The following is a 25,223-nucleotide window of genomic DNA, read 5'->3' on the forward strand; positions in this document are numbered from 1 at the left end:
GCCTCAGCGTCGCTTTGGACCTCTATATGACGGCAGTCACAAGAAACAGAGTTTGTCAGTGAATTTGAAACAGAGTGCCTCAGGACAAAGCCGTGATAATAAGGTATTACATCCTCAGAATGGCTTCTGAAAGAAACGCGAAGAAACGTTCTGGAGAGACCTCCCATTCGGACACTGTCCATTCGGATGCGGTCTCATGTTCTGGCGTCTGATCCCGACGATGTGGCGAAAAGTCGACCTGATGAGGACAACCCGTTGAGCTGAGCTTTGTCACGAGAGTCTGGCAGCCTGAGTAGCAAAAATCGTTGGCTGGATCGCAAGTGATGAACTGGGCGATGGGACGCTGCAAAGGGTGTAAACGGACGGTCGCTTCCTGCTGTCGAACGGCTTCTGCGGTTGGGTAGAGTCGATCTAATGAGGTTCCCAACCCCTGCATATGATGGAGATCCACCTTGGGGGCCATGGCGATGACAATGGGAAACTTACGGGCATATCGATACGCCATCCGCAAAGCTCCATGCCCTCCCACTTCATAGCCCGCCATGACCACCGGTAAATCATGGTGACTCAGGGCTGGTTGCATGTGATCCACAACCCACTCTTCCGGCGTTATGACCGGTGTCACTGGCGGTATGACGCTGCTATCAACCTGAGGTTCCAGTGGCATCTCCCCCGCATCCATCCACCAACAGTACGGCGCAGTCGTATGATCCATTCGCGAATGATCAGCAAATCTCTCCAGACGCATCCCATCGGGCGCAATGATCTTCACCTGATGCCGCCACGCCAATTGCGTCCAGCGCAGGCTTTCCGATGGCCGGCGACCGTCCATTCCATGCAGAAAAATCATAATGGCTTGCGGAGCTTCCGGAGCCAGAACCTCACATCGAACACCTGCCACAACTTCGTTCTGCCATGACGGGACTGAAACGTTTTCACTCATGGGGTTGCTTTCCAGTCGCCAGATCGACCACCCGTTTTGGAAAGAAGGCGGATGGAGCCAATCACCATGCTTTTGTCGATACTCTTGCACATGTCATAGACCGTCAGAGCAGCGATTGAGACGGCGGTCAGAGCTTCCATTTCCACGCCGGTTCGGGCTGTGATTTTCGCCGTCGCCACAATGCGGAGTTCTGTGGGCGAGGCAATGTTGAAATCGATGTCGATTCCATCTAACCCCAGAGGATGACAAAGCGGGATGAGGTCGCCCGTCTTCTTGGCCGCCATGATGCCAGCCAGCCGGGCCACTTCCAGCACGTTCCCTTTGGCCAAAGTTCCACCGGCGATGCGCGTGATCGTTTCTGGCTGTGCCGTCACCAGCCCTTCTGCCGTCGCTGTCCGTTGGGTGACCGGTTTGTCGCCGACGTTCACCATTCGCGAGCGTCCTTCGCTGTCAAAATGAGTGAGATCCGTCATGATGAATGCCTGTGTTTACGAGATGAATGTCTGTGTTTATGAATGGAGAAACCGCCGGATTTTATCAGAATAACGTGGAAGGGAGACGCCCGCCTGCCAGCCGCTCATCAGACCTTTCTGTGGTCTATTTCTGACGCGCGCGTCTTGACCGACGAACCGATGGCTTGTCATCTTGAAAATGAACCACTATCAAAATGGAACATCCATGAGTGAGACTCTCTCCATCGAGTGGCCAGCGTCGTCACGGATTGTTCCAGTGATCGATATTCGCCATGGCCAGGCTGTGCATGCTGTGGCTGGTGAACGGGCCAGATACCAACCGTGGATGACTGACAACGGACAGGCTTTCACGCCACAAGCACTGGCAGATCAATTTGCGGACGAATGGCATCCCCGCTGGATGTATGTGGCGGATCTCGATGGCATCGTCTATGGTCAACCACAACCGCAAGCGTGGCCTCAACTTCCCGAAACCTCTACACGCATTCTGATCGACGCTGGTTTTCAAGACATGGCCCAGGTGAAGCGGGCCATTGATCAGGGTTACGACGTGATCCTGGGAACAGAATCCTTGCCCTCACTGAAATGGATCTGTGATCTTGCCGTTGATCTTGGTGACACCCGGCGACTCTGGATCTCGCTCGACTTCCGGGGGAGCGTCTGGCAAGCCCCCAAAGATCTCCAGCAGCCAGGACTCAGCTCGTTTGTCTTGCAACTCGCAACCAAAGGGTTTTCTCAGTGGATCATCCTGGATCTGGCTGATGTGGGTTCCGCCACGGGGGGATCAACCAGCCAGCAAATCACCGCGCTGCGCAAGGCCTTCTCTTCACTTGAAGGTCATGCTTCAGTCACCGGCCCGACGTTGCTGGCCGGTGGGGGCATGCGCCAGGCTGATGACGTCAAACGCTTGCTCGGTCAAGGCGTCGATGGCGTTCTCGTGGCCACTTCCCTGATGACGGGCACGATCTCTCCGCTGAGTATGCTCGCTTCTTCTTCTTCGGGAAACCTGCCCTGAATCGTCATGCATCAAGAATCGGCTTCAGGTCGATTAGAAACATCTGACGCCCCTCACCACCATGCGGGGAATCGATGCAGGCCCAGCGTCCATCACGACTGCTACGAGGATGGTTGTCGCAGCGCCACTCGCCCACATATTCCTTCGGGGAGAGGAAGTGGCCCAGCGGGAATCGTTTTCCCGTTGAAACCTGATAGAGATAAGGATGCTGGAGACGATTTTTGTCGGGGTAAGTGTCGTTCAGAATCCATGCGGTCGATGATTCTCCTGGACGCTCCAGATAAGTGTTATGGCCGTTGACCACCATCACGCCGGCTCCAATCGGTTCCACTTCCCCCGTGCGGTCTCTCAATTCATAAAAGCCCGCGGGATGACCAAGAGGCCGTGTCCAGGCGGTGATTGTCTCGGGATCACGCCAGACAAAGTGTGATGTTTCTCCTGAAGGATCGATCACAAAGAGATCGCTGCCATCCCGCTTCGCTGTCAGCATCCGCGTGCGGAAAGCCGTTTTCCCGCTGGTGGGTTTCCATCGGTGGAGGAACGTAAATCGCGAGCCATCGGGGTTTATCAGCAGATGATTGAACCAGTGTTTCGCCCCCTCCATATCCGCATGAGCCGCACCCAATCCGGCAACCTGCGCAATCGAGATGATCAATTCCGACTGGCCGGACTTAAGATCGATATTCCAGATGCCAGCGTTTTCTGGGGTCAGCTGATTGGCTGCGGGGTCGGCAATCCCCGTGTAACCATACCCGGGACGAACATCGTTCAAGCGGCGGAAGTCAGTCGTGATGGCAGATTGCCCATCAGGCGACAAGGTATAGATCGCCCGATCAATCACGCGGCTTGTCCCAGTCGCGATATCAAAGAGCCTTGAGGCATATTGCGACTCTCCCCGTTCATTCCAGATGACTTGTGATGATGAGCCGGGAACCCATTGCAACATACAACCCTGCTGCCAGCACCAGGCAGTCGTGGTGCCGAGCGGAACCCACTGGTCGTTCCTGGCCAGGTCAACATAGCCCACTTCAATGACATCATCGGGACGGGGCGACCGATGTTCAAATCCCACCTGCATGCCCAGAACTTTGGTATTCGTGGGATCGAATTGCAGCTTGTCGTAATAGCCAAACCAGTGATGTTTCGGCCCTGTGGTGATCGCACGAACGGGCGGAAGTTGTTCGCCGGCTACGTCCTGTGCCATGAGCGCCACGTCCCGCGACCGATGAGTGGCAGGCCATAGAACTCCCGCTGCCGAGAGACCAGCGGTGTATGCCCACTGCTTCAAAACATCACGACGATTAAGCATGAAAACTCTCCAGATGTGCATTGAGTCAGCAGGCCAGATCATCGCCGATTTGCTGTTTCGTCGCGAATATTTTTGATGGAATATGCAGGCAATCGCCTGTTTCTGACGCAGTGAGATTCACGATCCTCAAGGACTGCCCCATCAAACTGACGTTCACAATTGCTTTGATGCTCATTGTAGAGTTTTCACTGATATGTCGCCGAAAACGAAAAACAGCGACATGTTCTGGAAACGTGTCGCTGATGACGACAGATCATCATGACATGTCGCAGAAAAAGAAAAACAGCGACACATTCTGCCGACATGTCGCTCACGACGACATGACGAGAAAACATGTCGCAGAAATCGAAAAATAGCGACACGTTTTATTGACTCAGTTCAAGCCAGAACATACGGTGGATACGGGAAATCAGACATAAAACAATGATGTGATAAGATTTATGTGGAATCCGACTGTACCCTACCTGGAACTGCCCAAGCTGCCTCCCATGGTGGATCTGGAAACCAAACCTGTACTCAAGGCTTGTATTCTGGCGCGGGCAGCCGTGGGTGAACTGAAACAGGCAGCGGAATTGATTCCCAATCAGGGGATGCTGATTAACACGATTCCCCTTCTGGAAGCTCAGGCAAGTTCGGAAATTGAGAACATTGTGACCACCAACGACCGGCTCTTTCAGTTCCGGGAGGATGATGAACATGCCGACCCTGAGACCAAAGAGGCTCTGAGATACAGTCAGGCCCTCTTAAAGGGGTATCAGGAACTGGCCCGGAGACCGCTGAACACACGCACGGCCGAAGAGGTTTGCACGATCATCAAAGGGATGGAGATGACCGTTCGACGCGTGCCGGGAACGGCATTGGCGCGAACTCATGGAGAGGTCGTTTATACGCCTCCTGTGGGTGAAGAGTTGCTGCGTGATCTTCTGGCCAACTGGGAACGGTTCATGCACGACTCCAGCGAGATCGATCCACTGATCCGTATGGCGGTGGGGCATTATCAGTTTGAAGCCATCCATCCTTTCACCGATGGCAATGGCCGCACAGGCCGCATTCTCAATAGCCTGTTTCTCATTCAGGAGCAGTTGTTAACGCTCCCGATCCTGTATCTGAGCCGCTATATCATCCGCAATAAGTCTGACTATTATCGGCTATTGCTCGAAGTGACCCGCGACCAGAGTTGGGAAAACTGGATTCTTTACATCCTTCGCGGAGTGGAAGCGACCGCACGTTGGACAACCGCGAAGATTGACGCCATTCGCAAGCTCTCACAACGCACCGCTGATCTGGTTCGTAAAGAACGACCCAAAATCTATTCACTGGAACTGGTTCATCTTCTTTTTGCCCGGCCTTATTGTCGCATTCAGAATGTTGTCGAAGCCGGATTGGCTGAACGTCAGGCCGCTTCCCGTTATCTCAAGCAGCTCGTAGAAATCGGTGTGCTGGAAGAGCGAACGTCCGGCCGTGAAAAGCTGTTCCTGAATGTCGAGCTTCTGACACTACTGAGCAGTGATGACTCTTCCATTTCTTGAGTGATGATGGCTGGTGCCGTGTCGCGGCTTTCAGGGTTGTGTTAGGATCACTTCCACTCAATTCGCTGATCTTCAGCAGTGATGTTCACGGTGGGAACAGTTCCGGAAAACAACTGATCGTTCCGGACGGTGACCATTCTGGTCTTGTGACTGTGCTGCTCAGCCTGTGGCCCTACCTTTGGTCGATGAGACACCTATGATCCGTTCTACTGCTTCATTAATGCTTCTGATGGCTTTCTCCCTGATGCAGGGAAATTCGCTCTCGGCCCAGGAGTCAGCCCCCCCTGCGGATACTCCCAAATCCAGCGAAAAGTGGATTCAGTTATTCAATGGCAAGGATCTCACCGGTTGGACTCCCAAGATTCGTTATCACGAACTCGGTGACAACTACGGCAACACCTTCCGTGTGGAAGACGGTGTTCTCAAAGTGGTCTACGAACCTGAAAAGTACCCCACTTTTGGCGAAAAATTCGGGCATCTCTTTTACGACAAGCCCTTCTCCAATTACCACTTGAGGGTCGAATACCGCTTTGCCGGCGATCAATGCAAAGGCGGGCCAGGATGGGCCACACGCAACAGCGGAGCCATGCTTCACGGGGAAGACCCCAAGACCATGACCATTGATCAGGACTTTCCCGCCTCGATTGAAGTCCAGTTGTTGGGAGGGCTTGGCAAGGGAAAACGCTCGACCGCCAATCTCTGCACCCCAGGAACCAACGTGGTGATGAACGGTAAGCTCTTCACGCCGCATTGCACGAATTCCACATCGCAGACTTATGACGGCGATCAGTGGGTCACTGCCGAAATCGAAGTTCGCGGAGACAAACTCTTCCGGCACAGCGTTAACGGAGAGGTCGTTCTCGAATACACCGAGCCTCAACTCGATGACCGCGATGCGCACGCGAAAGAACTGATCAAAGCCAATGGGGGCGAAAAGCTGCTGAAGTCGGGCACCATCTCGTTGCAGTCGGAAAGCCATCCCGTGGAATTCCGCAAGGTTGAACTGCTGGAACTTCCTGCCGAATGACACTGTGAAAGCTAAGTGACTCCGGGAAAGTGGGGAAGCCGGGAAGCGAAAAAGCAGAACAGCCAGACCGGCTCCTTGATAAATAGATATGATGACCACGACCTGCGCTATCGAAATCGATCATGTCTCCTATCGTTATACGACGCGAAAAAGAGATGTTCTCTCGCTGGATGGCGTCTCGTTTTCTGTCGCCGAAGGTGCGGTTTGTGCGCTCCTGGGGCCTAACGGCAGCGGCAAGTCGACATTGTTTCGACTGCTGGCCACCTTGTTGCCGTGGCAGGCCGGGAGCGGACGAATATTTGGGGCCGAGATCACTTCCTCTCCCCAGGCGGTGCGTCATCTCTTCGGCGTGACATTCCAGTCGCCAAGCTTGGACACCCGCCTGACCGTCGAAGAAAATCTCTGGCATCAGGGAAAGCTTTATGGGCTTTCATCGAACGACTTGCGACAGAGAGTTTCAGAGTGCGCCTCACCATTGGGCCTTGATCCGTGGTTGAAGAAGACGGTGGAAACGCTTTCAGGTGGCTGGAAGCGGCGGGTTGAATTGGCCAAAGCGCTGCTTCATCGGCCCAGGCTATTGCTACTGGATGAACCGAGCGTGGGGCTGGATCCCGGCAGCCGCAGGGATTTGTGGCAACATCTGGCTCGCCTGCGAAAAGAAGGGCTGTCGCTGCTGGTCAGCACTCACTTGATAGAAGAGGCCGAACTGGCCGATCAAGTGGTGATCCTCGATCAGGGGCGGAAGGTGGCGGAAGGTTCCCCCTTGGCGCTGACAGAGACGGTCGGCGGTGATGCGTTGTCAATGACGCCGCGCGATCCTCAGGGATTTCAGGCATTACTGCTGGAGCGTACGGGATATCAGGCCCATCTGGTGGGGCAGACCTTCCGTGTGGATGGGAACGTTCATGCCGGGATGGTTGAGGAGATCGCTTCCAGAATGGGCGATGAACTGCGCGCGATCAGCCTTGTCCGCCCCACATTGGAAGAAGTTTTTCTCAACGTCACCGGCCGCACGTTTGAAGACGCTGATCTGGAGGTGTAGTGCAATCGGGTATATGAAGTGGTGGATTATGCTCCCTACGGCTTGGTTCACCTATTCTCTATTTAACGCTGGCTGATAGTCGTCAAGCAGAGGCATTTTTGGCACTCCGTATACCTGCTGTTGCTTCCGTTTCTGTCAATGAAAAGTTAGCCTCTATCTATAACGACCCTTACAATTTCTATTACTTCCTGCTGTGCAGTCCAAAGTTTGCGACTGAGCTTCCACCTCTGGGGACTTCAAACGAAATCGCCCCATCCTGTGCGTAGAAATTCAGCTTTGGTTCTCTTTTGTTTGTGGGCGGAGGGGGAGGCAAGATTGGCTCTCCTTTGCCTGCTACTGCAGGAGCGGTATCCACAGGTTCATCAAAAATCGTAATATTGTGAGTGCCTACGGCCGCTCCTGATTTTCCAAAGGGAGTTTTTAACTGATACTTCCCTTCACTGTCTGTCACCCCGGATGACGAAGGGCCACTCAATCCTTTTTTCACTGGAATCGGTGAAAAGACGACTCTCGCATTGCTCAGTGGCTTGCCATCCAGTGTGATCACACCAGAAACATCCGCAAGGATAATGGAATCACCTCCTCCGCATCCTTGTGCCAACAGAAGCAGGGAAGCCATCAGAGAGAAACAGAGTACGTGCCAAGAGCAGAGTAAGGCCACAGTGATTTCCTAAGAAGAAGGAGAGGCGGATGCTCGTCCCTCTCGCAAGACAAGGGGAGGAACACTTGAAGTGATCATGCTGCGTGGTACGCCCCCTCTGTCCTGACAGGTTATTGAGCTTGTCCACAGGCTCGTGGGCCTGCTCACCACTCTTTGCTGAACCTGTCAAATCAGAAGGGAATCTCCATTAGATCATTTTCCGGCATAACGATGCTTTTGGTGTCTCCCGAGACAGCATCCGCTCAACAGAATCCGAAGCTGTGAACCTTACCATTCTCCTACAGTCGTTCCGTCAATTCGGCATGCCAGAGACTTAAGAACTTCCCACCCTGTGTTTTCACTTAAAAATCTCGTCGACCCATCGGCAAGCAAAACATGGACTCCGCCGGTGTGCTGGCTGCTCGCCACTTCTTCGATATTGCTGGTTGACCCGGTTGTTACCAAGTTGATTGCGACCGTGGTTGCTTCTGCGGCAGATCCAGGGAATCTCACGTGATTATGAAAAATGGGCTGTCCATTGAGCCATGGTGAACCAATCCAGATTGCTCCGCCGTTTGGATAATAGTTGTCATTTCGGACTGAGTCTCGCTCGGCTAGATAAATCGTGTTTGAAGTACCGTCGATAAAATCTTTCATATTAAGTGAGCTCAAATGACCTGAGACACCCAGCGTCTTGCTCTGTGAATTAAACGCGAGCGGATACATGGTGCCGGTTCCATGGTTGGCGACATAGTTAGATTTCCCCACACGCTGGCTGGAAGATGCGCCTGACCAACCTATCTCGCGTGCATCGTAGTAGTAAGGATTGATTCCATTGCCTACGTCCGAAGGACAGACAAAGGCGGGCAGGACATTTCGTGCCTGACTTGTTACCCATGGCGAGCTGAAATTCATGCTGGTGTAAAGGTTGGCTTGATCGATAAAAGGAAGAATGAATGCTCCCCAACCGTAGGAATTAGCAGCGTCCGAAAATTGAATATAGCCGGTTGTCGTGAATGTGGGTTTTGTATAGACAGAAGCGACCGGGTGAATCACACCGGGCGGAAACTTAGTATGCGTGTCGTGGTAATTGTGCAGGGCCAGGCCGAGTTGCTTCATGTTGTTTTTGCACTGGGTTCTGCGAGCTGCTTCCCGGGCCTGTTGAACTGCGGGGAGCAACAGGGCGATCAAGATCGCAATAATTGCGATGACGACCAGTAACTCAATCAGCGTGAAGCCCTGACGCAGGCGCGAAGCGAAGCGGCGGTGAATCCCTGGGAATGTCATGCAAAACTCCTGTTCAAGAGGGAGGGCAAAAATTAAACCCAACAAAGAAAATCAAAACGAGAAATAAGGCCAGAGACACTTTTGGGACTCGTAAACCTTGTTGGAATGAGAACCCTTTTCGTGTCATCAGCAGTCAGAAAAAGTCACTGGGCAAAACAAGAGGGCGTTCAGGTGAATCACCCTGTTCAGTCATGGAATGCCATTCAGGCAATTGCCGTGCCGCGATCGAGTCGCCGCTACTAGCGGAAGTTTTCTGCGACCAGAATATATCTCTTCAGTCCCAAAAGTGGACTAAGGAGGCAATGTGTATGCCTCGCGAACGTGAGATCAAAAACAGAAGCCCTCTCTTTGAAATCAGCCTGTTTTAATGCTTCTGCCGCTTGAGAATCAGCTTAAAAGGGTCATCTCAGTTGATGCTTGCCGTGAGCTTGGGTGAGTATGCCCTTCGTGCAGCGACATAAAATCGGCTACTATTTTCAAGAGACAACAAGCTCGATAAAAATTTGTCTTTTGTGCACAGAATGCGCAGTTCTGCGCAATTGATTAGCAGGCAAAACGTATCAACTGAGAATTGAAGGAACTCCCAGATCACAGGGCGCACTCCCTCTGGTTCGTCCGCCCTGTGATTAAAAGACGAGTGCATTGTCAAAGTTGAAAAGCAGGGTTTAACAGGTCGTCAAGTCCGACAACGGAGGACGTTGCGGCGACATCAACCCTAAGACAAAGCCGTGACACGGCACGAGTGTGATCAGCGAATGACTTTGCGGCTGAACGCCACCACGAACAAGCCCCACAACAATGTCCCTAACAGGGCTTCAATGTTGAGTGGGATCAGTACCCACCCGTGGGCGGTGTTGAACTGGTCACCACCGAATCCCGACGTGAACACGCTGACCGTGGTCATCAGCGCGTAAACGGCCCGGTTCACGAAACCATCGGCAGGCAAGTCGGCGATGGGCGGACTGCTGATCTCGAAATGCTGGTAGCCAATCGCATAGAGCACGGCAAAAAACAACATCATCAGCAACGCCGACACCACCGCCCGCGTGGGATTGGTTCCGTAGCCGCAACCCCAGTCCAGCAAGAGAAGATCACAGATCTGAGCCAGTTTTGACCAGGGACGCAGCCACGAACGGGGTTTGCTTTGGCGCTGGTTGACCTTGAAACGATAGTAAGCCCAGTCTTCTTCATCAAACCGGTGCAGCGTCTGAAAGGTGGCTTTGAGCAGCCCGTATTCGCGCATCGCCAACTCATGGTCTTTTGCGTTTTCAGAAGCCAGTCGCCCCTGGATCTGCTGAGGCTTGATCAGCATGCGGTCGACAACGGCATTCGCAAAGGAAAATGTTTGAGCCTTCCCCTGGGAAATGGTTTCTAAATAAACGAAGTCGCGCAGCTTGGCCTTCGACAGGTCGAGCGATCCATCGAAATGCGACGTCATCAAGTCGAGTTTTTTCTCGATGGTCGCACCACGAAACAACGCCTCCTTTTGAAAGAGGCAATGTTCAAACGTCGCTCCCTGGACAATATGGATACTGCGAAAGTCCGCAACTCTCTGGAACTGGCAATGTTTGACATTCAGCCAGCCATCAACCTTTGCTTCCCAGAATTTCGCGTCACCTTCAAAGGTGCAATGAAACAGATCCGCGTTGCCTGAGAAATCGCTGCAGTCAAATCGGCAAAACCCCTTGACCGTCAGACCTGAAAGGATTGTTCGCCGAAAATGACACGACTTGAACGTCAACGTCTTCTCGAAAGTCGAAAGCTTGTCGCAGTGTCCTCGTAGTAACGAGCAACCGATCAACTCAACGCTCTCATGAAAGATCGCCTTCTTGAAGACTGGCCGATCCAGCACGACGTTCTTGAGATGCAGTGCGCAGGGAAACTCTCCCGTGAGCTTCAACCGGCTGATGCGGACATTAGAAAGTGGCTTCCCTTCACGCAGCATGTTGAGCGCGACGGCAGCATCCATCTCAAGAAGCTGAGACGTACTTGATCGATCATCAACGCCTTCATGAGAACGTTCGTCGTGATCCTGTGTGATGGATGTGATGTTCGATTCAGTCATGTTCTTGTTCTATGGGGTACAACCACCCCGTCCTCACTGGTTCGTAAGCTAATCCGCAGGCTTGAGTCACGTGCGTGAACACAGAACGTGAAAAAGCCGGCTTTGGATCAGCGGAATTCAGCGGCAACGTTCGCAAACTCTTCACGAGCTTCTTCCACCAGAAGTTCGTATCGACCGGCGTACCGTTGAGCGAAGTGGATCAGGATCAATTTTTCCGCCTTGGCCGACCGGGCCAGTTCACCGGCTTGCCGGGCCGTCATGTGGCGGTATTTATTCGCCTGTGTGGCCTGCGCACTCAAATAAAATGAATCGCAGTAAAGCAGATTCGCGCGATGAGCGAGTGCGAGAAGATCCTTGCGAACACCTTCGCTTAAAGCAGTGTCGGTGATAAAAGCTAACCGTGCTCCCGCCGACAGACGGAAAAATTTGTCGCGCAAATACGACAAGGGAAACACTCCACCATCGATCAGGATTGGCGATGAATCCGAGCCATTGTCACGCAGGCGAGTGAGAACCTCGGCAATCCAGGCTCCCGGCTTTAAGTGACTTTTTTGTAAAGCCGCAGAAGAAAGAAACCATCCCGGCTTTTCAATAACGGCATAGCTGAGGCAGTTCACGGTGTGATCGGCAAAGGTGGCTTCCACTTGAACCGTGGAGTTCTCGAAAATCACTCGGCCGGAATAGGAAGTCTCGCGTACCTCGGGAGGCGGGAATCGCCGTCCACAATCCAGTCGTCCAATCCGCAGAAGTTCGCGATGAACCTCACAGACATCAATCACAATCTTTTGAAAGGGAAAGTATTGAAATTCATAGCTACGAATGCGGTCAGCCACCTTTTCAATCGTTCCGGGCGGGCCATAGAGGGATAGCGTCTTGTCTCGATCCAGATTGGCCCGGAGGATACGATCCAGACCAATGAAATGATCAATGTGGTGATGCGTGATGAAAACTGCTGTCAAATCAGCCAGTTGATCCAGCGAGAGCGAGCTATTGTCACCACCATCCAGCAACAGCGCATCGTTGCGATCGGGATAGTCGATCAACAGAACCGGGTCACCCGTGCTGCCGTTGACCAGTGTCAGTTCGGCAGACATCATTGATGGTAAGGCAGCCATAGTTCCCGTGCTTTAACAATGACGGATAACGATGATTCGCACTGGCAAACAACGATCAATTAGCGCCTGCCAGCTTGTGAGAGAGCAACAATAATTCCCAGTATCATCAGGCCATTGTAGCTGGTCGCAATAAACCCCAGGACGATGGCAATCCATGCGTGAACGCTCCCTTTAATGATCGGGTTCTGGCTCCGCTTTTTCAGGCCGATGATCCCCAAAATAAACGCGGGAATCGAAAAGAGAATCCCGATGAGGGGGAACAAGCCGACAATCCCAAGATAATAGCCGATCAGCGCATGTGGATTTTTGTAAGGGATAAGTCCACCAGTGCTATCTCCGCCCTGTTCACTGGCAGCAGGGCGAGAATGAGCGGGTGGCAAATCAGATCGGGAGAGCGAGGATGGAATCACAACGCCGGGCAGATTTTCCAGCGGCATCCAGTTGTCGCGGCCCTTGTACCAGGCATCTACCCCATAAGGTGATAGCTTCCCCTCTGCGATTTGCGCATTGACATCAGCTAATTCAAACGGCCCCCGTCGTTCACCATTCACATGCAAATAGATACTCATACATTTTCCTAGGATTGATCAACAAATAATCAGAGTAGAATCATGGAGATCGAGATCAGTGATTGCCGGACTTCAGGGGCCGTGATGAGATCAAGCGAGAAGGCATATCGCAGATGCTGGTGCATAGTTTTCCATAACAGTCCTCACGTTACTTCCGCTGTCCTTTTTTACGAGTGATCTTAGTTGATCCGGGTTTAGCCGGAGCAGGCATTGAAGGAGAGTCGTCGCAGTAGCAGGGCTTAAATGAATCAAGCCACTTAACTGTTCCCCGCAGATCCATGAAAAACGTATGGATTGCAGGCCGGAAGTCTTGAAGAATCTTATTTAATCCCATGAAATCATCTATGCGAAGGTCTTTACAAAAATCGTGAATGATGTATTGCGCGAGGGCATTCGCATGTCGCTGGTGAACTTCCTGATCGATGTCGGTTGGAGTGCGTTCCTTTGATGATTTATCCGCCATTGGCTTTGGGTCGATCGCTTGGCAGCATTGAGGCTGGGCAGGGTCATGTCCAATGAAGAGACGAAATGCTCCACAGTCTTCATGCTGTACAATATAGATATCCGAAATTTGTCCACCGGTCAGAATCAAAGCTGAACGGAATTGATCTAAAAAGCAGTTTTTCCATGCGTCAAACTTACAGCACAAAGTTTCCAGCGTGGGTATAGGCTTTTTCTTGTTGCAATCCTTGCTGTTTGTATGCACTTCTTCGGCGGCGTTTGTATAGGCCTCGTGATCCTTCTTCCATTCGCCTGTTAACGCCAATGCGGTGCCGGGGAGTGTGATGTGGTAGTAGCGATTGGTTAAATTATCCTCGTCCAGAAACTCGACAAGGTTGTCGAGGAGTCGGGCGTCGACACAACTCAGAACAATCGCGTACTTACGCGGTGCGGCATAGTCATGAACTTGAGAGGCTCTGGTCACTTTGGCAAATCCTCAGAGTGGAACTTTCATCGGACAACATCAGTCCCGCATAACTTCTCTGATCGTCCGGCCAGATCGCAACAGAAATCTACAAAAGATTGTCAGAAGTCGGCAGAACGGAGATGTCCGGTGATTCTCTCGAGAGACAAGCTGAGATCTTTCACAAAAAGTATGGAAGTCGACTCGGCATTTCCTTACTGTCGTGCTGATGAATACCTGATTGACTTTTGATGATTGACACTCATGAAGCGAGGCCTGTTTTCATGCGAACTCCAACACGCCGGGATTTGTTAAAATGGTGTGGAGGCATTGCTGCGACCAGTTGGACAAGCCAGTGGTCGCAGGCCGCCCAGGTCGCTTCTCCGCTAGGAAATCCAAGTTCGTCCAAAATTAAAATCGGGCAGATCGGTGTCGGGCATGCCCATGCCAGCAAGCTCGCGGTCTATCGCAATTCCCCGGATTATGAAGTCGTGGGGATTGTTGAATCAGACGAGAAGTTGCGACGTCATGCGCAGTCGCAAGCGGCTTATAAAGACTTGCCATGGATGACACAGGAAGAACTACTGAACTTGACCGGTTTGCAGGCTGTGCTGGTCGAGACGCATGTTCGTGATCTTTTACCAGCAGCCGAAGCCGCGATTCGAGCTGGCAAACATGTTCATCTCGATAAGCCAGCAGGAGAATCGCTCAGCCACTACCGCCGCATTCTGGAAGCTGCGGAAAAGCAAAAGCTATTAGTCCAGATGGGCTATATGTATCGCTATAGCCCGGCCGTGATATTACTCCGGGAGTTTCTGCAAAAGGGCTGGCTGGGGGATGTGTTTGAAGTCCATGCCGTCATGAGCAAAGTGCTCGATCCAGGGACGAGGAAACAACTCGGAGAGTATCCGGGGGGAATCATGTTTGAGTTGGGATGCCATGTGATCGATCTGGTCATGAGCGTGATGCCCAACCCGGAGAAAATCACACCCTATGCGCGTCGTACCGGGACAGGAAAAGACCAGTTGGTCGATAATATGCTGGCAGTCTTTGAATATCCCAAGGCAACCGCCACTGTCCGTTCGACAGGGTTGGAAGTGGACGGGTTTGCCCGCCGGCATCTGACGGTTTGCGGAACGAAAGGGACGTTTCATATCCAGCCGCTGGACAATCCGTCTGTGCGGCTATCGCTCAGCGAAGCCATCAAGGATGCCGAGAGTGGCGAGAGCTACACCAAAGGTGTGCAGGAGATCGCGATGCCACGCTTTCCACGCTATGTCAGTGACGCGGCCGATATGGCTAAGATTATTCGAGGCGAGAAAGCCAGCGACTTTTCCTATGCACACGATCTTGCCGTCCAGACGGCTGTGCTTCAAGCCAGCGGCGTCCCTCTGTCTTGAGTGGTTTTGAGCATCAGCGAATCTGGAAAAGTCCCGGCTTTTCGCACAACAGGCCACGTGTCGTGGCGTTTTCTCCTGCCAGCACACGGCGAAGGTCACCGATCATACGGGGAGAATCGCCATAGTAAGCATGCTGAAAGCTCATCAATGCTTCTTTCGCCATCAAAGTGGCGTCAATACAGTCGATCCAGTCGCGCGACTGATCGGTCAGCGAGACCTGAGTGGCGCTTCCCAGTCGCGTGCCACCATTCAGCCCTTGCGACAGCTTCAGGGCCACGTCTTGCTCAGAGGCGTAGATCGTCAAACGACGGGTCGCCCGCTGAATCGACGGAACAATCTGCGTCCGGAAAATGTCGGCATCAAGATCGGGAGCCGCAAGAATCACCTGATTGAACAGCGGCTGATTTTCCATCAGCGGCATGTCACGGATCAGTTCTTTCAATGAGAACGTCACCACCCGGCTTCCCATGCTATGGGCCACAATGTGAATCTTCTCGGCACGGGAAAAGAGTGCCAGTTGCTTGAGAACCTGCTGACAATGGGGAAGTGACCATTCCGCGTTATTCCAGTCCGTGGTGTAGACCATGTTGTTTCCGGCGGGCCAACTGAAACAGACAGCGGCTCCAGGGAAATTGAGGTCATAAGACAGCTGAGCCGTCCGACGGACAGCGTTGTCGAAGGTGACGTTGTAGCCATGTACAAACACGAGGATTTCGCTGGAGGTTGCACCAGCCAGCTTCTGGCGGATCCGTGTCATCCAGTTGGCTTCAGAGAGATTATCGAGATGATCCATGAGCACAATATGCTCTTTCGGATCTTCGCTCCATTGGTACCAGGCTTTTGTTTCGAGTTCGCCGGGTTTGTGCTTGTAAGGAATGCTGACCTGGCACATCCCCCATTGGAGATCCCCACGCTGGGTGCCGAACGCTTTACTGGCTGTAGTGGCTCCGGTGCGATTGCGATTTGTGGCGAAGTAAATCGTTTCTCGTGAAAAGCCCTGGTCTTTAGGAGCCGCCGGCAGAGCAGACCGAGCGGGGCTTGCTTCGGGAGCAATGGTGTGAAACTCGACAATCTTCGGCTCCATCGCGGCTCGTCCGTTCGCTTCAATTTTCACCGTTTCAAAAGCAGTGTCAGGGAGAGTGGGCGGAATTTGTGGCGGAGCAAGTGCAGGTTCAAACTGGAGAGGAAGTTCCGGCAGGAGTGGGCCTTGGGAGGAGGAGGTTTCGAGCTTTTGTCCACCGCCCGAAGGATCAGGCCATGCGCTGGCATCCGGAAGATCAGGTGCCGTCGCAGTCCCTCCCGAGGCAAACGGTGGCGCGTCACCAACTGATTGATCCGAGGAAGAGATGTCCGTCGCGCTACTGGAGCGAGATTGATCGCGAGAGGCCGCACCGCATCCAGCAAAACTCACCATCAAGGCCAGTGCGGTGGGAATCCACCAGTTGGTCAGCCATCGGAAGATTGAAAGGGTGTTGGAAGGCATTGCTGGCATCGTTCAGGCATCCTTGCCGGAATTAAGTGAGGAGCCGTGTTTTATGCCGATTGTTGCGGCGCGCGAAGTGCGATTGTCCGGGTGAACAGGTCGGTCGACGGCGGTTTCTGCCGGTCATGCGCCAGAAAAAAACAAGAAGACGCCAGCCATCGAGGCGAGGTGTTCACATGACGAGTTGATATTCGCGAACACGGGGAGATTTTCCTGCTGACCAGATCCGCTGGGCAACGGAAATTAGGCCAGCCGGGAAAGTTCTGTGAGCAACCCCTCGTCGCAGGGGATGTTGCGGGGTAAGATCCAGCAGCGAGATTCGGAAGCTCTTTGTGACAGATCAGATCATTAGGGACTGACAAAACACACTTTGATGGAGTGTTGTGCCCTGACTTGATCGTGTTCCCGAGATCACTTCTTATGGCTGCCGGTTCTCGAAACGTCTTGCCACTGCATGGGACTTCAGAGAGAGAATTACATCCAGTGGTATGGAATCAGGCAAAGATCACCTCCAGCTGGTGAAATAGACTCGAATGACGACGACTTCCCCCGCTGCTGCTCTTTCCGAGGCACCCGATTTGTCATCCAGCGCTGCAACAACAGACGAATTGATCAAGACCGAAGTTTCTCAATCGGGTCATGATCAGCCCAAACGCCGCAGCACTGCCCAGTTCAAATTTGTCCCGGAAACGTTGGCTCACCGGGAAAAGCTGCGCGATGACGCCATCGCTTTTTGCCATCAGTTGGATCGATCGAAGCCATTCACGAAAAACGCGCTGGAAGCGATGGCTCGTGAGATGCTCCTGAAGGGGGGCGAGCCAGAGAAATTCCTTGGCTTTGCGATGGTGATGCTAGGAAATGTCTTCTGGCGTGAACAATTTCTGGCGATCCCGTTTGAGCGACGGATGCTGTTGCTCCCCCATTGTTTGAAACATGCCGAAGGTTGCCCCGCAGACTATGACGAGTTTGGTCTCGACTGCGAACGTTGCGGTGCTTGCTCGATTGCCGACTACAAGGTCAAGGCCGAGAAGCTGGGCTACAAGGTGCTCGTTGCTGAAGGTTCGCCAATCGTCTTGAAGATCATTGTGTCAGGGCACATTGACGGCATTCTGGGCGTGGCCTGCCTGAATGTTCTGGAGAAGGCGATTGACAAAATTCTGATCGCCGGAGTTCCCTCTTATGCCGTGCCGCTCCATTCCGGCGATTGCAAAAATACCTCGCTGGATGAGTCATGGGTTTGGGAGTGCCTGGATAAATACGAACCGGCACCTTCTCAGAAGACGCGCAGTTATGTTCCTCTGATGAGGGCTGCCAACCGGATTTTTGACGACCAATTCGAGTTGATCACCCAGCCAGTCCGCAATGACAGATCCCCGTCTCCGGCGAACGGTGCAGACTCACTGTCTCCCTTGCGGTTCACTGAAGCTGTCGTGATGGATTGGCTTCAGAATGGAGGGAAGCGTTTGCGGCCCTTCATCACGTTGGCCGCTTATGATGCTCTCACAGGAGCTGTGGGACTCTCGAAGGATCATCAGGATCAGGTGCCCGATTATGCACCACCCATTGGCCGGGTCGCGATGGCCATTGAAGCCTTCCACAAAGCGTCGCTGATTCATGATGACATTCAGGACAACGATCAGTTTCGATATGGGAAAGAAACCCTGCATCGCAAGTACGGGGTTGGGTCGGCCATCAACCTGGGGGATCATTTGATTGGCGTGGGATATCGTCTGGTCTCGTCGTCGCGGAAAGAACTGGGAGCTGACGTTGCGGCTGATGTGCTGGATGCGTTCGCTGCTGCTCATATGAAGCTCTGCGAAGGGCAGGGGGCTGAGCTACAGTGGTCACGTTCAGAAAGTTATGCACTGACACCCGCAGAGGCGATGAAAATATATGCCCTGAAAACCTCACCTGCGTTTGAAGCGGCGCTGTATGCCGGAATTCGTCTGGCAGGCCCGGCAGAGCCTTACACCGAAATGATTGTGCAGTTTTCAAGGCATCTGGGGGTCGCGTTTCAGATCCTTAATGACCTGGGCGACTGGCTGGGGGACGACCATAACAAGCTGGTCGCAGGACAGGATGCTCAGGCGCTACGCCCCACATTGCTCTGGGCCATGGCCTGGGAAGCTTCAACGGCTGAAGAACGGGACGAAATCATCCGCGTTGCTCAGTCGTCAATGAATCCCCACGCCAGGTTTGAAGCTTTCAAACGCCATTTTGAGAAGTACGACATCTTCACGAAGGCTCATCTCCTGGTGGATAAATCCCGGGCAAGGGTCGAAGCTCTGGCCGATACCGTCACCCCCGAGCCACTGCGGGAACTGCTCTATTTCGTGATTGATACCGTGCTGGCAGAAGACCACCTTCCGGTGAAACCTCAGCCAACAATCGTCCCCATGAATCTGCTGCGACCGTCTCTTGTGAAAAATTAACAGATGAATCGGCCCATGATTGTCATGAGACCTTAAGAGGCCGCTTGATCCCCCTTGAGGACGTCGCGATCACTTGAAGTCGGCGATCAGGCCACACGGGCAATGCAATCCCGATAAGGAAATCGTTCTTTGCCGGAGATCGACCTGTGAGCCAGATTGCTCCAGCAACGTTGAATTTCTGTTTTGAAAGTTGAAGTGATCTGACATGAAGTGGAGTGCTCCTCTCTCACAACAGGCGACGGAAGCCATCCCTTCGCCGGCGCTGGTCATTGATCTGGAGGCCATCACACAGAATCTTGACCAGATGATCCGCACCAGCGGTGATGTCAGTCGGCTGCGCCCGCATTGCAAGACCCACAAGATGCTGGATCTGGCCAAGCTGGAAGTACAGCGAGGGATCACTCATCACAAGGCTGCCACATTCGCAGAAGCCGAAATGGTGGCACGAGCCGGTGCCACAGACGTGGTGTTAGCCTACCCGGTCGTCGGGCCAAATCTCAGGCGGGCCGCTGAATTCCGGCATCGGTTTCCACAAACACGATTAACGGTTCTGGCCGATGATGCCCAGGCTATCGAAGCGATTGGCGAGATGACCAGCACAGCGGGTATCACGCTGGATGTGCTGCTGGATCTCAATGTGGGAATGAACCGGACGGGCATTGCCCCCGAACTTCCCGAAGCGGAGTTGCTCTATCAGAAACTCTCCTCCACAAGCGGAGTGAAGGCGGCTGGCCTGCATGTCTATGACGGACATCTGCACCAGATTAATGTCGAAGAACGTGTCGCTTCCGTTCAAGAGGTCTGGTCGAATGTCCGGCAATTTCGTGACCGACTGTTAGCCGCTGGTTTGAAAGTCCCCAGGATCGTCTGTGGAGGGACGGGAACATTTGGCCCATGGAGCCAGATCGAAGATCCCGCGATTGAACTCAGTCCCGGCACTTGTGTGCTGCATGACTGGGGCTATGCTCAGAAATTCCCCGAGATGGATTATGCTGCTGGTGCGTTTGTCTTGAGCCGGGTGATCAGCCGGCCCACATCATCGCGGATCACGCTGGATCTGGGGCATAAGGCGGTCTCACCCGATCAGGCAATGGGCCAGCGGGTCTGGCTGCCGGAAATCAACGATGGGAAGCAGGTTCTTCAAAGCGAGGAACATCTGGTTGTCGAGACAAATGACCGCGAGGCATTCCCTGTCGGCCGTGTGGTCTGGGGGATCCCCCGGCATGTCTGCACAACAGTGCCGCTCTTTCCCTTTGCCTATGTGGCCAAAGAGGGCGAGGTCATTGACCGCTGGGAAATCACCGCGAGAAACCGCCAGTGGACGATTTGAGACGAATCGCAACTTGAAATAGCGAGTTGATGATCTCAAAAGCATGCTTGCCCAAAGCCGCTGTCTTTTACACACACAACTTTTTTCAGATCAATTTGACCGTGGGCGGAGTGCCGCGATGGGAATCCAAGGCTCTTCGTGCCATTCTCACGGCTCTGAGTGAGCATGCCGGATGTGCGTTTGACACTGATCTTCCATCAATCCAAAGAGCATGCTTGCCTCAAAGCCGCTGTCTTTTATACATAAATTTCTTATTCCTTTGAGCAAGCGGCACGGCATTTACACCATCAAGGGGTGATGACCAGATCAACCCACAGGAGTTCCGGCCTGGGATAAACCTGCTCATCGGAATGACTCCTTTGCGTTCTTCGCGCCTTTGCGGTGAGTCGAAGAATTTTTACCGCGAAGAAAAGAAGAGCGCGAAGGAATTCGGAAGAGATCGAAGGGAGACGAACGGTATGGGGTGGGAGCCTGCTCTATGACTTTTGAACAGCATCAATCCCTTGAATTCCCTCGGCTGTATGCCAGATATTGAGGTAAAGGCCGCAAGGTGCTATGGGCCACCCATGCCAATTTCATGGTGCGGTTCAGGTGGCGAAAAAGTTGTGTATAAAAGACAGCCTCAAAGCCGCAAGCGTGGGACACAGAGCGATATTTCAAATTGAAATGTGTATCAGGTGCAGCTTGTTGAAACGCCAATGGGTCACGCAAGAATTCTTCTCACATGACCCATTGGTATATAAGCGGTTGTTGCGGCCCTGGTAGTTGACAAGACGGTCAATAATTACTTTTCAATGTTTTTTGTCAGTTCTAAAATCGACTTTCCGTCAAGTTTCCATTCCGGCTTCGGCTCGATTCCCAGATAGTTTAATGCTGTGGCAACGATATCAACTTGATAGGTTGGTTCAGTGATCTTGCCGGGCTTAACTAATGGCCCGCTGGCAACGATAAAGACCTGGCGGATTTCTGGTTTTTCACGCCCCCCACCATGATTGGTTCCCGATCCGCCATGATCGGTACAGACCAGTACCAGCCATTTCTCGCTGCTGGTTTTCTGTCTTTCATCAACGGCTTCCAATAGCCGCCCCACGTAGCTATCGACGCGTTCAATCGACTCGACATATTTCTTCACCGTGGGATGAAACCCGTTGGCATGTCCCGTTTCATCCACCTGGCCAAAATAACAAACCACAACATCGTTCGATCCCTCAGCGATGGCTTTCGCCGCTGCCACAGAAAGCTCATCATCCGCTTTGAGATAATCGGCGGCATGCCGAGCCTTGGCGTTCACGCTGGTGTCAGCAGCCGAGACAATCTTCTCTGCAATTGGTGGCCAACTGCTGAACGAAGCCGTCTTCGATTCTGGCCGGGCTTCTTTCACTCGCGCAAAGAAATGGGGAAATTCCTGATAGTTCGACCCTTTGAAGGAATTGTCGATCACGCCGTGTTTGTCAGGCCAGACACCAGTGAGCAGGTTCGACCAACCTGGGCCGCTGACGGTGTCTCCCTTGGTCACGCGATCGGCGAGAATATCGGTATTCTCGCAATAGAGGCCGTTCTTGACCAATCGCTCGATGTTGGGGGTTTTTGCCGCTTCAAGGGCATCAGGCCGGCAACCATCAATACCAATCACCAGCACTTTGCGAACTGGGGGAGCATCCGCCGCCATTGTGGGTGTGCTCAGTCCTCCCAAAACAGCCAAAGTCGTTAATACAAGACTTAATTTCAAGGAAACCTGAAGCGTCATCACCCTCTCCCGCATTTTCCGTTACGCACCCCATCGGGCCAACTTTCCCGAGTCTTCAGGAGTCAGCCTAACTTCTTGAATGCGCAACGTCATTGATCGGTTCGACGGCTTATTTCCACAAGAACTCATCCGCTCCCCAATCTCAAGCCGGGTCGATTCCTCCCATAGCGTTATGAAGAGGGCTTTCCCTGTTATCGCCATCAAGCGCCAAGGGGGAGATCGGATTCATTCGATCTCCCCCTTGGGGTGTCATCAACGATTTGTGAGACGCCTGGAATCAGCCGCCCAGTTTGCTCTTAAGGAACGCCAAACCTTCTTTGAGGGCTTCGTCGAGTTTTTCCGGAATTTTCCCGCCGGCTTCCGCCAGTTCCGCACGACCACCACCCCCGCCGCCGACGAGTTTGGCTGCCGCCTTCACGGCGTCGCTGGCATTGAATCGCTGTGCCAGATCCTTGGTCGCACCAGCGATCAACGAGACCTTGCCATCGACCGCTTGACCAACAAGCACAGCCGCCGAACCCGCTTGGGCACGAATCTGGTCGACCAGTTCTTTAAGTTGCTCACGGGCCAATTCATCTGCCCGATGGACGATCACCTTGATGTCTCCCACCGTCGGAGCTTCGCGAACTAACCTGGACGCCATCTCCGCCAGCGATTGCGAGGCATACTGAGAGAGATCCTTCTTCGCGATGCGCAGTTCTTCCTGCAACGCGGCGACCTTCCGGGGAAGTTCCTCTGCTGTGGTCGCCTTGACCAGAACTCCCACATCCTTAAGCAACGCTTCCGTTTCTCGCATCCGGGCAATGGCTTTTGGCCCCGTGACGCAACTGATGCGGCGAACGCCCGCAGCCACCAATTCATCCTTCATCACGCGGCAGATGCCCACCTGTCCGGTGTTGGAGAGATGTGTTCCTCCACAGAATTCCCGGCTGAATTCGCCCATCTCCACCACACGGACGAAATCGGGATACTTTTCGCCGAACAGAGCCATCGCACCCAGTTTTTTGGCCTCTCCAATCGCCATCACACGGGTGTTGATCGGAGCACCATCAGCGATCTTGGCGTTGACCAGATCTTCGATCTTCGTCAGTTCGTCGGCTGTCAGACCACGCGGATGAGCAAAGTCGAATCGCAGTTGGTCAGCTTCCACCTTGGAGCCACGCTGGGTGGCATTCTCACCCAATGTTTCACGCAACGCATGGTGCAAAATATGTGTGGCCGAATGAGCGCGACGAATCGCAGCCCGGCGTGCTCCGTTGACCGTAGCCGTCACCGTCTCACCGACCTTGATCTGGCCTGACTTGATCTGTCCGATATGCACAAAGAGTTCGCCATCCTTCTGGGTATCGTAGACCTCGAATTCCCCTTCGGGTGTGGCAATCGTCCCTTCATCTCCCACCTGTCCGCCCGATTCTCCATAGAAAGGAGTCTTATCGAGCACAATGCCGATAGTCACCTGCGGCGTGGCATAACCATCCACCAGCTTTTTATCGGCGATAATCCCACGAACCGTGGCTGTGTTTGTGACTGTCTCGTAACCGACAAACTCCGTGCCACCGCCCTTTTTCAGAGCATCGATTGGCCCTTCGGACATCACTGAGTCAGCGAACGCACCACGTCCACTGGCCTTCTTGGCCTCTTCACGGCACTCCTTGAATCGAGCCATATCGACCGACACCCCTTCGGTGGCGGCGAGTGTTTCGGTCAATTCAATGAGGAAACCATCTGTCTGGTGCAGGTCGAAAGCCTCATCACCCGACAGAGACTTGCGATTGGACGCCTTGGCCTGATCCACCAGTTTACGGAACTTGGTCAAGCCACGCTCGACCACGCCCAGAAACTGCTTTTCTTCAGCTTCAATCACATGGGAAACGGCTTCAATCGTCTGTTGCAATTCCGGATAAGGCTTGCGCATCACTTCGGAAATGAGCGGCACCAGTTGAGAGAGGAATGGCTCGCGCTTACCCAGCAGGAACCCTTCCATCGAAGCACGCCGCAGCAGCAGACGAATAATGTAATTCTCTTTTTCCGGCCCTGGCAGACATCCTTCATGAATGGCGAAGGTACAGGCCCGCACATGATCGGCAATCCGGCGAAGCGGCCGGCCGACCGGGCTGGAAAAGTCATACTTCACACCAACAATGTCACCACTACGATCACAGAGCGGGCGGAGCGTGTCGATTTCATAATTGCTTTCAAACCCCTGGAGAACTGCAGCCGTTCGTTCCAGACCCATCCCCGTATCAATGTTCTTTTTGGGCAGGGGACGCAGGTTGTTGGGTGGCTCACCCACGCGATTAAATTGGGTAAAGACGAGATTCCAGATCTCTACCTTTTTACCACTGGGTGGTGTGTAATAAATTTCGCTGCATGGCCCGCAGACCCCATCCGGGCCGTTGGTTGGTGAACCGGCTGGCCAGAAGTTTTCGTACTCATCCTCCCGGGTAATTTGCCGGGAATCGAGACCGATCTCATTTTGCCAGATGCCAACAGCTTCATCGTCATCCAGATAAGCCGTGACTGTGAGGCGGGAAGGATCCAGACCAAGCCACTTCTTATCGGTCAGAAACTCCCAGGCCCAATGAATCGCTTCTCGTTTGAAGTAGTCCCCAAACGAAAAGTTGCCCAGCATCTCAAAGAAGGTGTGGTGATAAGCCGTCACCCCTACGTTGCTGATATCGCCCGTGCGCAAGCATTTCTGGCAAGTGGTCGCTTTCGTAAAATCGAGCGGCCCAATCCCGAGAAACTGATTCTTGAACTGGTTCATCCCCGCTGGCGTGAACAACACCGTGGGATCATCTTTAGGGACAAGCACGTCCGAGGGGCGACGAACGCACCCTTTACCAGCGAAGAAATCAAGATACTTCTCGCGGAGTTCATCAGTCTTCATGGTCGATTGGCTGCCGTGCCTGC

General features: G+C 53.3%; 19 protein-coding genes. 7 read left to right on the forward strand and 12 right to left on the reverse strand.

Going from position 1 to position 25,223, the window contains the following annotated elements; translation table 11 throughout:
• Window positions 1-106: 106 nt before the first annotated feature.
• Together SH287x_RS00705 and moaC are read right to left on the reverse strand one after the other, a co-directional pair.
• The gene (locus SH287x_RS00705) at window positions 107-943 is read right to left on the reverse strand and encodes an alpha/beta hydrolase (protein WP_479516493.1); all 837 of its coding nucleotides are present in this window, start codon (window positions 941-943) and stop codon (window positions 107-109) included.
• On the reverse strand, window positions 940-1,416 hold the full coding sequence (gene moaC / locus SH287x_RS00710; protein WP_479516494.1) for a cyclic pyranopterin monophosphate synthase MoaC: 477 nt from the start codon (window positions 1,414-1,416) through the stop codon (window positions 940-942). Before moaC ends, SH287x_RS00705 begins: the two co-directional genes overlap by 4 nt.
• 205 nt (window positions 1,417-1,621) lie before the next feature.
• On the opposite strand from moaC, the gene SH287x_RS00715 reads away from it, so the two are divergent.
• Window positions 1,622-2,431, forward strand: coding sequence for a HisA/HisF-related TIM barrel protein (locus SH287x_RS00715; RefSeq protein WP_479516495.1), 810 nt, complete (start codon window positions 1,622-1,624; stop codon window positions 2,429-2,431).
• Window positions 2,432-2,435: 4 nt separating this feature from the next.
• Here the strand turns inward: SH287x_RS00715 and SH287x_RS00720 are convergent, their stop codons facing one another.
• Window positions 2,436-3,740: a hypothetical protein gene (locus SH287x_RS00720; RefSeq protein WP_479516496.1), complete on the reverse strand. Its 1,305-nt coding sequence runs from the start codon at window positions 3,738-3,740 to the stop codon at window positions 2,436-2,438.
• A gap of 440 nt (window positions 3,741-4,180) precedes the next feature.
• On the opposite strand from SH287x_RS00720, the gene fic reads away from it, so the two are divergent.
• The 3 genes from fic (at window position 4,181) to SH287x_RS00735 (ending at window position 7,338) form a co-directional block, all read left to right on the forward strand.
• On the forward strand, window positions 4,181-5,269 hold the full coding sequence (gene fic, locus SH287x_RS00725; protein WP_479516497.1) for a protein adenylyltransferase Fic: 1,089 nt from the start codon (window positions 4,181-4,183) through the stop codon (window positions 5,267-5,269).
• A gap of 196 nt (window positions 5,270-5,465) precedes the next feature.
• On the forward strand, window positions 5,466-6,296 hold the full coding sequence (locus SH287x_RS00730; RefSeq protein WP_479516498.1) for a 3-keto-disaccharide hydrolase: 831 nt from the start codon (window positions 5,466-5,468) through the stop codon (window positions 6,294-6,296).
• A gap of 88 nt (window positions 6,297-6,384) precedes the next feature.
• Window positions 6,385-7,338 (forward strand): ABC transporter ATP-binding protein, encoded by a 954-nt coding sequence (locus SH287x_RS00735; protein ID WP_479516499.1) that lies wholly within the window; start codon window positions 6,385-6,387, stop codon window positions 7,336-7,338.
• A gap of 181 nt (window positions 7,339-7,519) precedes the next feature.
• Here the strand turns inward: SH287x_RS00735 and SH287x_RS00740 are convergent, their stop codons facing one another.
• From SH287x_RS00740 to SH287x_RS00765, 6 genes are all read right to left on the reverse strand, one after another.
• Window positions 7,520-7,957, reverse strand: coding sequence for a transthyretin-like family protein (locus SH287x_RS00740; RefSeq protein ID WP_479516500.1), 438 nt, complete (start codon window positions 7,955-7,957; stop codon window positions 7,520-7,522).
• Between the two features lie 309 nt (window positions 7,958-8,266).
• Window positions 8,267-9,265, reverse strand: coding sequence for a DUF1559 domain-containing protein (locus tag SH287x_RS00745; protein WP_479516501.1), 999 nt, complete (start codon window positions 9,263-9,265; stop codon window positions 8,267-8,269).
• 748 nt (window positions 9,266-10,013) lie between these two features.
• On the reverse strand, window positions 10,014-11,330 hold the full coding sequence (locus SH287x_RS00750) for a hypothetical protein (protein ID WP_479516502.1): 1,317 nt from the start codon (window positions 11,328-11,330) through the stop codon (window positions 10,014-10,016).
• 107 nt (window positions 11,331-11,437) lie between these two features.
• Window positions 11,438-12,445 carry an MBL fold metallo-hydrolase gene (locus tag SH287x_RS00755; protein ID WP_479516503.1) on the reverse strand — a complete coding sequence of 336 codons (1,008 nt, stop codon included), beginning with the start codon at window positions 12,443-12,445 and terminating at the stop codon, window positions 11,438-11,440.
• Between the two features lie 59 nt (window positions 12,446-12,504).
• Window positions 12,505-13,014: a DUF4339 domain-containing protein gene (locus SH287x_RS00760; protein WP_479516504.1), complete on the reverse strand. Its 510-nt coding sequence runs from the start codon at window positions 13,012-13,014 to the stop codon at window positions 12,505-12,507.
• Window positions 13,015-13,162: 148 nt separating this feature from the next.
• Window positions 13,163-13,939: a hypothetical protein gene (locus SH287x_RS00765; protein ID WP_479516505.1), complete on the reverse strand. Its 777-nt coding sequence runs from the start codon at window positions 13,937-13,939 to the stop codon at window positions 13,163-13,165.
• A gap of 263 nt (window positions 13,940-14,202) precedes the next feature.
• Between SH287x_RS00765 and SH287x_RS00770 the strand changes: the two genes are divergently transcribed.
• Window positions 14,203-15,318 carry a Gfo/Idh/MocA family protein gene (locus tag SH287x_RS00770; RefSeq protein WP_479516506.1) on the forward strand — a complete coding sequence of 372 codons (1,116 nt, stop codon included), beginning with the start codon at window positions 14,203-14,205 and terminating at the stop codon, window positions 15,316-15,318.
• Between the two features lie 13 nt (window positions 15,319-15,331).
• Here the strand turns inward: SH287x_RS00770 and SH287x_RS00775 are convergent, their stop codons facing one another.
• Window positions 15,332-16,810, reverse strand: coding sequence for an alpha/beta hydrolase (locus tag SH287x_RS00775; RefSeq protein WP_479516507.1), 1,479 nt, complete (start codon window positions 16,808-16,810; stop codon window positions 15,332-15,334).
• A gap of 524 nt (window positions 16,811-17,334) precedes the next feature.
• Between SH287x_RS00775 and SH287x_RS00780 the strand changes: the two genes are divergently transcribed.
• Both SH287x_RS00780 and SH287x_RS00785 read left to right on the forward strand, forming a co-directional pair.
• Complete coding sequence (locus SH287x_RS00780; RefSeq protein WP_479516508.1) at window positions 17,335-19,233, forward strand: polyprenyl synthetase family protein; 1,899 nt, start codon at window positions 17,335-17,337, stop codon at window positions 19,231-19,233.
• Window positions 19,234-19,438: 205 nt separating this feature from the next.
• Complete coding sequence (locus tag SH287x_RS00785; RefSeq protein ID WP_479516509.1) at window positions 19,439-20,563, forward strand: D-TA family PLP-dependent enzyme; 1,125 nt, start codon at window positions 19,439-19,441, stop codon at window positions 20,561-20,563.
• 784 nt (window positions 20,564-21,347) lie between these two features.
• Here SH287x_RS00785 and SH287x_RS00790 read toward each other — a convergent pair.
• Complete coding sequence (locus SH287x_RS00790; RefSeq protein ID WP_479516510.1) at window positions 21,348-22,310, reverse strand: alkaline phosphatase family protein; 963 nt, start codon at window positions 22,308-22,310, stop codon at window positions 21,348-21,350.
• Between the two features lie 277 nt (window positions 22,311-22,587).
• The gene (gene alaS / locus SH287x_RS00795; protein ID WP_479516511.1) at window positions 22,588-25,200 is read right to left on the reverse strand and encodes an alanine--tRNA ligase; all 2,613 of its coding nucleotides are present in this window, start codon (window positions 25,198-25,200) and stop codon (window positions 22,588-22,590) included.
• Between the last annotated feature and the right edge of the window lie 23 nt (window positions 25,201-25,223).

This window comes from Planctopirus sp. SH287, assembly GCF_056500625.1.